This is a genomic window from Streptomyces sp. NPDC043726, assembly GCF_056436565.1.
The window spans coordinates 602,098-609,910 of the sequence record NZ_JBWKCI010000004.1 but is presented as its reverse complement, the minus strand read 5'-3'; the positions used below and the strand labels follow the sequence as shown (position 1 = coordinate 609,910).

At 70.8% G+C, this 7,813-nt stretch carries 7 protein-coding genes; 6 read left to right on the top strand and 1 reads right to left on the bottom strand.

Features of this window, described 5'->3' with window-relative positions; all coding sequences use genetic code 11:
* Positions 1–171 precede the first annotated feature (171 nt).
* On the bottom strand, positions 172–852 hold the full coding sequence (locus tag AC068Z_RS14970; protein WP_478555130.1) for a copper chaperone PCu(A)C domain-containing protein: 681 nt from the start codon (positions 850–852) through the stop codon (positions 172–174).
* Between the two features lie 615 nt (positions 853–1,467).
* Between AC068Z_RS14970 and AC068Z_RS14965 the strand changes: the two genes are divergently transcribed.
* From AC068Z_RS14965 to AC068Z_RS14940, 6 genes are all read left to right on the top strand, one after another.
* Positions 1,468–1,950: a CarD family transcriptional regulator gene (locus AC068Z_RS14965; protein WP_003953493.1), complete on the top strand. Its 483-nt coding sequence runs from the start codon at positions 1,468–1,470 to the stop codon at positions 1,948–1,950.
* Positions 1,951–2,267: 317 nt separating this feature from the next.
* Positions 2,268–3,032: a 2-C-methyl-D-erythritol 4-phosphate cytidylyltransferase gene (gene ispD / locus AC068Z_RS14960; RefSeq protein ID WP_478555128.1), complete on the top strand. Its 765-nt coding sequence runs from the start codon at positions 2,268–2,270 to the stop codon at positions 3,030–3,032.
* Positions 3,022–3,519, top strand: coding sequence for a 2-C-methyl-D-erythritol 2,4-cyclodiphosphate synthase (ispF, locus tag AC068Z_RS14955; protein ID WP_478555126.1), 498 nt, complete (start codon positions 3,022–3,024; stop codon positions 3,517–3,519). The genes ispD and ispF overlap by 11 nt, the downstream gene beginning before the upstream one ends.
* Before the next feature lie 52 nt (positions 3,520–3,571).
* Entirely contained in the window at positions 3,572–4,972 is a 1,401-nt protein-coding gene (gene cysS / locus AC068Z_RS14950; RefSeq protein ID WP_478555124.1) for a cysteine--tRNA ligase, read from the top strand.
* 98 nt (positions 4,973–5,070) lie between these two features.
* Positions 5,071–6,012: a 23S rRNA (guanosine(2251)-2'-O)-methyltransferase RlmB gene (rlmB, locus tag AC068Z_RS14945; protein WP_478555122.1), complete on the top strand. Its 942-nt coding sequence runs from the start codon at positions 5,071–5,073 to the stop codon at positions 6,010–6,012.
* A 117-nt stretch (positions 6,013–6,129) separates the two neighbouring features.
* Positions 6,130–7,737, top strand: a complete 1,608-nt coding sequence (locus tag AC068Z_RS14940) for a DoxX family protein (protein ID WP_478555120.1) — start codon at positions 6,130–6,132, stop codon at positions 7,735–7,737.
* Positions 7,738–7,813: the final 76 nt, after the last annotated feature.

The following is a 7,813-nucleotide window of genomic DNA, read 5'->3' as shown; positions in this document are numbered from 1 at the left end:
CTCGAGCCGGACCCGGGCGCGCCCAGGTATCTGGTGACGGTGCGTGGTCTGGGCTACAAGTTCGAGCCGTAGACCGGCTACAAGTTCGAGCCGTAGACGACGCTGCCAGTACGACGAAGGCGGGCCCCCTCTCCCAGGAGAGGGGGCCCGCCTTCTTGGTGCTACGTCGGCTCAGTGGCCGGAGGCCGCGTGGGACTCCGTGGCCGTCGCCGAGCCCGAGGCCGCGTCGGTCGGGGTGGCCGTGTCGGCGGGGGAGCCGGAGGCGCCCTCCTCGGGCTCGCCCGTCTCGGTCGCGGTGGCCGTGGCCTCGCCGGTGGGCTCCTCCGTCGGAGCCGCGGGGATCTCGGTCGGGCCCCAGCCGGTGAAGTAGCTCTCGGCCGGGACGACGAAGGCGCGCAGGCTGACGTCACCGGTCTCGCTGAAGGTGAACGTCATCTGCTGGGCGTTGCCGTCCTGGACGTTCTCGGGCGTGCTGGAGAGCACCGCGGAGGCGTTCTCGGCGCCGCCGAGGATCAGCGAGCCGCCGGCCGGGATGGTCAGGCTCTTGCCCTTGGCCGCCTTCAGCTCGACGGGCTCGCCGGCCCCGGCGATGCTGATCGACTCCAGCTTCTGCGGCTCGGTGCCGTTGTTGAACAGCGTCGCGGCGACGGCGGCCGGGCCGCCGGCCTCGGGGTCGGGCTGGGTGACGATGACGGCGTTCTGGACCATGATGTCGCCCACCGTCGTCGCCGCGTTGTCCGGCTTGATCTCAAGGGTCTGGGCGTTGCTGCCGGCGCCGCACGCGGCGAGCGGGAGGATCGAGAACGTGATGGCGGCGGCAGCGAGGACGCCGCGTCGAATGCTGCTGCTCACGGCGGCGGCAACTCCTTGACTCGAACGGGGCGGGCGCATAAAGCCGCCCTAAGTGTCTGTCAGCGGCCTTAGGTTACCGAGCCGTTCCCACGCGGGCGCACCCGACCCTCCCCTGAGCCGTACAAGAGGGTGCCGCTTCACCCGTCCCGTCCCCCACAGGTGACTCGTGAGTCACTTTGGCACCACACTCCTCCGCCATTCACATAAGTCCCGTGGGCATACCTGCGACACCGGCTCGCGAAATTTCCGTGAAGGAATGCGCGACCCTCCGGAAATTGATCACCGGCTGTGCCTCGGCGGCCCTCGTGATCAATTCCGGATTCGGCCGGGACCCGGCTGAAGGACACCGAACGGAGTAGCGGAAGTCGCACACCTGGAACCGGACATATCGGGATGTTCGTCCGCTTGGCGGAGGCTCCGGATGTGTGTAACGTGCGCGTTTCCCCTCCCCCGAAGAGCCGCTCCCACCTGCGAATACCTGCTTCCGGTCGGCCCGCGCAGCACGTTCCTGTTGCTGTTGTCAAGCCCCGAGATATGCCCTGACCTGCGAAAACGCCATTCAGAAGCTGCCGTTTCCGTGTTACCCTGGATAGCCACGGAAGGGGTACCTGTCACATGACGTTCAAGGTTGGCGACACCGTGGTCTATCCCCATCACGGGGCCGCGCTGATCGAGGCCATCGAAACTCGCCAGATCAAAGGCGTGGACAAGACCTACTTGGTGCTGAAGGTCGCCCAGGGTGACCTGACGGTACGTGTGCCAGCGGACAATGCGGAGTTCGTCGGCGTGCGTGATGTGGTCGGTCAGGACGGGCTGGACCGGGTCTTCGAGGTGCTGCGCGCGCCGTACGCCGAGGAGCCCACGAACTGGTCGCGTCGTTACAAGGCAAATCTGGAGAAGCTCGCCTCCGGCGATGTCATCAAGGTCGCGGAAGTCGTGCGTGACCTGTGGCGTCGTGAGCGCGAGCGCGGACTCTCCGCAGGTGAGAAGCGCATGCTCGCCAAGGCTCGCCAGATCCTGGTGAGCGAGCTCGCCCTCGCGGAGAACACCAACGAGGACAAGGCCGAGGCCCTGCTCGACGAGGTGCTCGCGTCCTGACGCCCGCCCCCGGCAGGCTCAGCCCACGCCGCTGCGTTGCCTGAAGGCCGCGCTCAGAAGCTGCGTTGCGTAGTCGCGTAAAAGAAGTGCCGCGGTGCCCGATGACGTATTTGCCGTCGCCGGGCGCTGCGGCATGTTCGCTTGTGCGTGCCGACCCACGCCGTACACCTTCGGGAGGAATTCCCCCCGATACTTGGCGTGCCGGGCCCGGGCAGCTGGCTCGACCAGTGTCACGGAAGGGTCCGGTCAAGGCGTCGCGCCCGGCACTTCCCAGGCCATACCCAAGCCAGGCCAGCACACAAACCTGACAGGAACCGATGTCTGACGAATCGCGCCCTACGCCCGCGCAGGCCAGTCCGACCGCTCGCACGGCTGTCGTGATTCCGGCCGCCGGCCGGGGTGTACGCCTCGGCCCGGGCGCCCCCAAGGCGCTCCGCGCGCTGGGCGGCACCCCCCTCCTCATCCACGCGGTGCGCGCGATGGCCGCGTCCCGCGCCGTCTCGCTGGTCGTCGTCGTGGCCCCGCCCGACGGCACCGCCGAGGTGAAGTCCCTCCTCGACACGCACGCGCTGCCCGAGCGCACCGACTTCCTGGTGGTCCCCGGCGGCGCCGAGCGCCAGGACTCCGTGAAGCTCGGTCTGGACGCGCTGCCGCCCGAGTACGACATCGTCCTGGTGCACGACGCGGCCCGCCCGCTCGTCCCCGTGGACACCGTCGACGCCGTGATCGAGGCCGTACGGGAGGGTGCTCCCGCCGTCGTGCCCGCGCTGCCGCTCGCCGACACCGTCAAGGAGGTCGAACCGGCCGGTGCCGAGGGTGAGCCCGAGCCGGTCGTGGCCACGCCGGACCGGTCGCGGCTGCGTGCCGTGCAGACCCCGCAGGGCTTCGACCGGGCCACCCTGGTCCGCGCCCACGAGACGGTCACCGACGACGTCACCGACGACGCCAGCATGGTCGAGCAGCTCGGGCTCACCGTCGTGGTGGTGCCCGGTCACGAGGAGGCCTTCAAGGTCACCCGCCCGCTGGACCTGGTCCTGGCGGAGGCGGTCCTGGCGCGCCGGAGGCTCAACGATGGCTTCTGAGGCGCCGCTGCTCCCCCAGGTCGGCATCGGCACCGACATCCACGCCTTCGAGGAGGGCCGCGAGCTGTGGTGCGCGGGCCTGAAGTGGGAGGGCGAGGGGACCGGTCTGGCCGGCCACTCCGACGCCGACGTCGTCGCGCACGCCGCGTGCAACGCGCTGTTCTCGGCGGCGGGCCTCGGCGACCTGGGCCGGCACTTCGGCACGGGGCGCCCCGAGTGGTCGGGCGCCTCCGGCGTCGTACTGCTGACCGAGGCCGCCCGGATCGTGCGGGAGGCGGGCTTCGTCATCGGCAACATCGCCGTGCAGGTCGTCGGACCCCGCCCGAAGATCGGCAAGCGCCGGGAGGAGGCCGAGAAGGTTCTCTCGGAGGCGGCCGGGGCGCCGGTCTCGGTGTCGGGAGCCACGACCGACGGTCTGGGGTTCCCCGGTAGGGGTGAAGGCCTGATGGCGGTGGCGACCGCTCTGGTGGCCCGAACCGCGGGCTGACTGTTATCCACAACCGTCCGAGGCACTGGGGATCGCCTACTACCCTGGACTCGTGACTATTCGCCTGTACGACACCAGCGCCCGGCAGATCCGTGACTTCACCCCGATCCAGCCGGGTTGTGTCTCGATCTACCTGTGCGGTGCCACCGTGCAGGCCGCCCCGCACATCGGCCACATTCGCTCCGGCCTGAACTTCGACATCATGCGCCGCTGGTTCGAGTACCGCGGCTACGACGTCACGTTCGTGCGGAACGTGACCGACATCGACGACAAGATCATCACCAAGTCGGTGGACCAGGGCCGCCCGTGGTGGTCCATCGGCTACGAGAACGAGCGGGCGTTCAACGACGGCTACACCGCCCTCGGCTGCCTGCCGCCGACGTACGAACCGCGTGCCACCGGCCATGTCACCGAGATGGTCGAGATGATGCGCGGCCTGATCGAGCGCGGCCACGCCTACGAGGCCGACGGCAACGTCTACTTCGACGTGAAGTCCTTCCCGGAGTACCTGCGCCTGTCCAACCAGGAGCTGGACAACCTGCTCCAGCCTTCCGGTGAGGGCGAGACCGGCAAGCGGGACTCCCGGGACTTCGCGATGTGGAAGGCCGCCAAGCCGGGCGAGCCGAGCTGGGAGACGCCGTGGGGACGCGGCCGCCCCGGCTGGCACCTGGAGTGCTCGGCGATGGCCCACAAGTACCTGGGCTCCGCCTTCGACATCCACGGCGGCGGCCTGGACCTGATCTTCCCGCACCATGAGAACGAGATCGCCCAGGCCAAGGCCTACGGCGACGAGTTCGCCCGGTACTGGGTGCACAACGCCTGGGTCACCATGAGCGGCGAGAAGATGTCCAAGTCGCTGGGCAACTCCGTGCTCGTCGGCGAGATGGTCAAGCACTGGCGCCCGATCGTGCTGCGCTACTACCTCGGCACCCCGCACTACCGCTCGATGATCGAGTACAGCGAGGAGGCCCTGCGCGAGGCCGAGTCCGCGTTCGCGCGGATCGAGGGCTTCGTGCAGCGCGTGGTGGAGCTCGCCGGGCATGCCGTCGAGCCGGCCGCCGAGGTGCCGTCCGCCTTCGCCGAGGCGATGGACGACGACCTGGGTGTCCCGCAGGCGCTCGCCGTCGTGCACACCACCGTCCGGCAGGGCAACTCCGCCCTCGCCGCCGACGACAAGGAAGCCGCCGTGGCGCGGCTGGCCGAGGTGCGGGCCATGCTCGGCGTGCTGGGTCTCGACCCGCTCGCCCCGCACTGGGCCGGTGAGGCCGGAAAGGGCGAAGACCTGCACGGCGTGGTCGACAGCCTGGTCCGCCTGGTCCTGGACCAGCGGGAGGCGGCCCGAGCCCGTAAGGACTGGGCCACGGCGGACGCCATCCGGGACCAGCTGGGGCAGTCGGGACTGGTCATCGAGGACAGCCCGCACGGCCCGCGCTGGAGCCTCGGCGCGCGCTGAGCGCGGTGATCGATTGTGCCGCCCGGGCCTCCGGGCGGCACACTGCATAGACGTACGAATTTCCAGACGTTCCATCGCACCGAAGAGACAGGTAGGTCATGGCCGCGAACAACCGCCGCATGTCCGGCAAGAAGGGCGCGCAGGTCGGCAGTGGCGGCCAGCGGCGCAAGGGGCTCGAGGGCAAGGGCCCGACGCCGCCCGCCGAGATGCGCAAGGGTCACAAGAAGAACCGCATCGCCAACGCCAAGTCGAAGCAGACGGCACGCCGTCCCGCACCGCGCGGGCGCGGCGGCAAGGGCACGTCCGAGATGGTCGTGGGCCGCAACCCCGTCGTCGAGGCGCTGCGCGAGGGCGTGCCCGCGGTGACGCTGTACGTCCAGCAGTTCATCGACAACGACGAGCGCGTCCGAGAGGCGCTCCAGCTCGTGGGGGAGCGCGGCGGCATCCACCTCATGGAGGCCCCCCGCCCCGAGCTCGACCGCATGACCAACGGGCTCAACCACCAGGGTCTGGTCCTCCAGGTCCCGCCGTACGAGTACGCCCACCCCGAGGACCTCGCCAGCGCCGCCTACGACGACGGTGAGGACCCCCTCATCGTCGCCCTCGACGGTGTGACGGACCCGCGCAACCTGGGTGCCGTCGTCCGCTCGGTGTCGGCCTTCGGCGGCCACGGCGTCCTCGTGCCGGAGCGGCGCGCGGCGGGCATGACCGCCGGCGCCTGGAAGACGTCTGCCGGCACCGCGGCCCGCACCCCCGTCGCCCGCGCCACCAACCTCACCCGCGCCCTCGAGGCGTACAAGAAGGCGGGCATCGTCGTCGTCGGCCTCGCCGCCGACGGAGAGCACGAGGTCGGCGACCTCGAGGCGCTCGACGGCCCCGTCGTCATCGTGGTCGGCAGCGAGGGCAAGGGCCTGTCCCGCCTGGTCGGCGAGACCTGCGACTTCCGGGTGCGGATCCCGATGCCGGGTGGCGCCGAGTCGCTGAACGCCGGTGTCGCGGCGGGGATCGTGCTGTACGAGGCGGCGCGCCGACGGGTCTGAACACCAGTCCGTACCGTCACCCGTACGGGGTAATCCTGGCATCCAGGACAAGCTTGACGCGGTCCGGACAGATCCGGCAGGTCAAAGCAGTGTCCTAAACACACGTCACTCGGTTAGATGAGTGTGGACACCAGAACACCCCGCACACCCACGGGGGACCGCTCGTCGGGATTCGACGACGCTCCCGCGCTGAGCATGGTGAAGGTGCCGAGCGATCCGGCGCAGATCATCGTCAATCACGCCAGTTTCCGCGTGCAGTTGGGTGCCTCGACGAGACGCAGCCAATCGCCGCGGATCGCACGGCACTTGAGCGCGGCCGAGGACACCGCCCGCATGCCCGTGGTCGGCGCCGCGACCGCCGGCCGTCGCCGTCCGGTCGTCTGGAGCGGCAAGTCCGCGCCCGACGACACGGGCGCCCACCGGCTCCTCCAGGCGGTGCGGGGCGCCGGCGTCGGCCACGCCGACGAACCGGCCGACGCAGGCGCCACCCAGGTCATCCCGCGCGTCGACGTCAACGACGGCTACGGCGAAGACGGTTACGACGATCTCGCGCAGACCGTCGAGACCCCCGTCGTCGGCGCCCAGCGCACCCCGCCCGACGCCGCCGGCACCCGGCTGCTGCCCGACATGCGCCAGGCCGGCAGCGCCTACGACGACGAACTCGGGTACGACGACGAGCAGTTCGCGGAGCCCGACGAGACTCCCCGGTCCAGACGGCACGGCGACGACCCCGCGCGGCACGCCTACTACCCGGGCCGCCGCATGAACTTGGGCGTCGTCCTGCTCCCGCTGCGCATCTTCCTCGGCTTCATCTCGATCTACGCCGGCATGGGCAAGCTCTGCGACCCCGTCTACTTCGACGGCGGCAAGCGCGGCTCGATGGTGAAGTGGCTCAACACCCTGCATCCCTGGGAAGTCGCCGAGCCGCTGCGCCAGTTCGCCCTGGAGCACCCCGTCGGCTCCGGTCTGGTGATCGCCTTCTTCCAGGTCATCGTGGGTGTCCTCACGGTCCTGGGCTGCTGGCAGCGGGTCGCCGCCGTGGTCGGCGCGCTGCTGTCGGCCGCGCTGCTGCTCACCGTCAGCTGGAAGAGCGTCCCCGTCTACGACGCCCCCGACATCATCTATCTGGCCGCCTGGTCCCCGCTGATCATCGCCGGCGCCCCCGTCTACTCCATCGACGGCCGCCTCGCGGGCAGCGCCTGGCGCCGCCTCGGCCCCCGCTCCGACATCTGGGAACTGCGCCGTTACGTCCTGCGTCGCGGCGCCCTGGTCACCGCGATCGTCACCGGCCTGACCCTCCTCATCGGCTCCCTCCTCGGCGGTGCCGTCCGCGACGCCGACCGGGTGGTCGTCCCCGGCCCCGGCGAGGCCCCGCGCAACGAACTCCCCGGCTCCCCGCTCCCCTCGGAGCCCGGCCAGCGGGAGCGGCGTACGCCGTCGGCCTCCACCACCCCGACCCGGGGCGCCACCGCGGCCCCCTCCGCGGACACCGCCACGACCCCGGACGCCACCAGGGACACCGGCACCGCGAGCACGCCCAGCCAGACCCAGGGCACCGCGGGCCAGGCCCCGCCCCAGCAGTCCTCACCGGCGAACGAGGCCCCCAGCACCACCACGGGCCCGACCTCCGGCGGCACCACCGGCGGCGGCAGCACGCCGGGCGGCTCGGGAGGCGGAGGCTCGACCTCCGGTGAACCGGGCCTGGTGGGCGGCCTGTTGGGGTAGATGGGCCGGTGGGCGGGATTCTGGGTTAGCCCACCGGCTGCACATACGAACCCACGGTTCCCCGCACCCCTCCAGG

Excerpts from the sequence above, each read along its gene's own strand:
- ispD (WP_478555128.1), top strand. The coding sequence starts at position 2,268 with ATGTCTGACGAATCGCGCCCTACGCCCGCGCAGGCCAGTCCGACCGCT.
- ispF (WP_478555126.1), top strand. The coding sequence starts at position 3,022 with ATGGCTTCTGAGGCGCCGCTGCTCCCCCAGGTCGGCATCGGCACCGAC.
- AC068Z_RS14965 (WP_003953493.1), top strand. The coding sequence starts at position 1,468 with ATGACGTTCAAGGTTGGCGACACCGTGGTCTATCCCCATCACGGGGCC.
- AC068Z_RS14940 (WP_478555120.1), top strand. The coding sequence starts at position 6,130 with ATGAGTGTGGACACCAGAACACCCCGCACACCCACGGGGGACCGCTCG.
- rlmB (WP_478555122.1), top strand. The coding sequence starts at position 5,071 with ATGGCCGCGAACAACCGCCGCATGTCCGGCAAGAAGGGCGCGCAGGTC.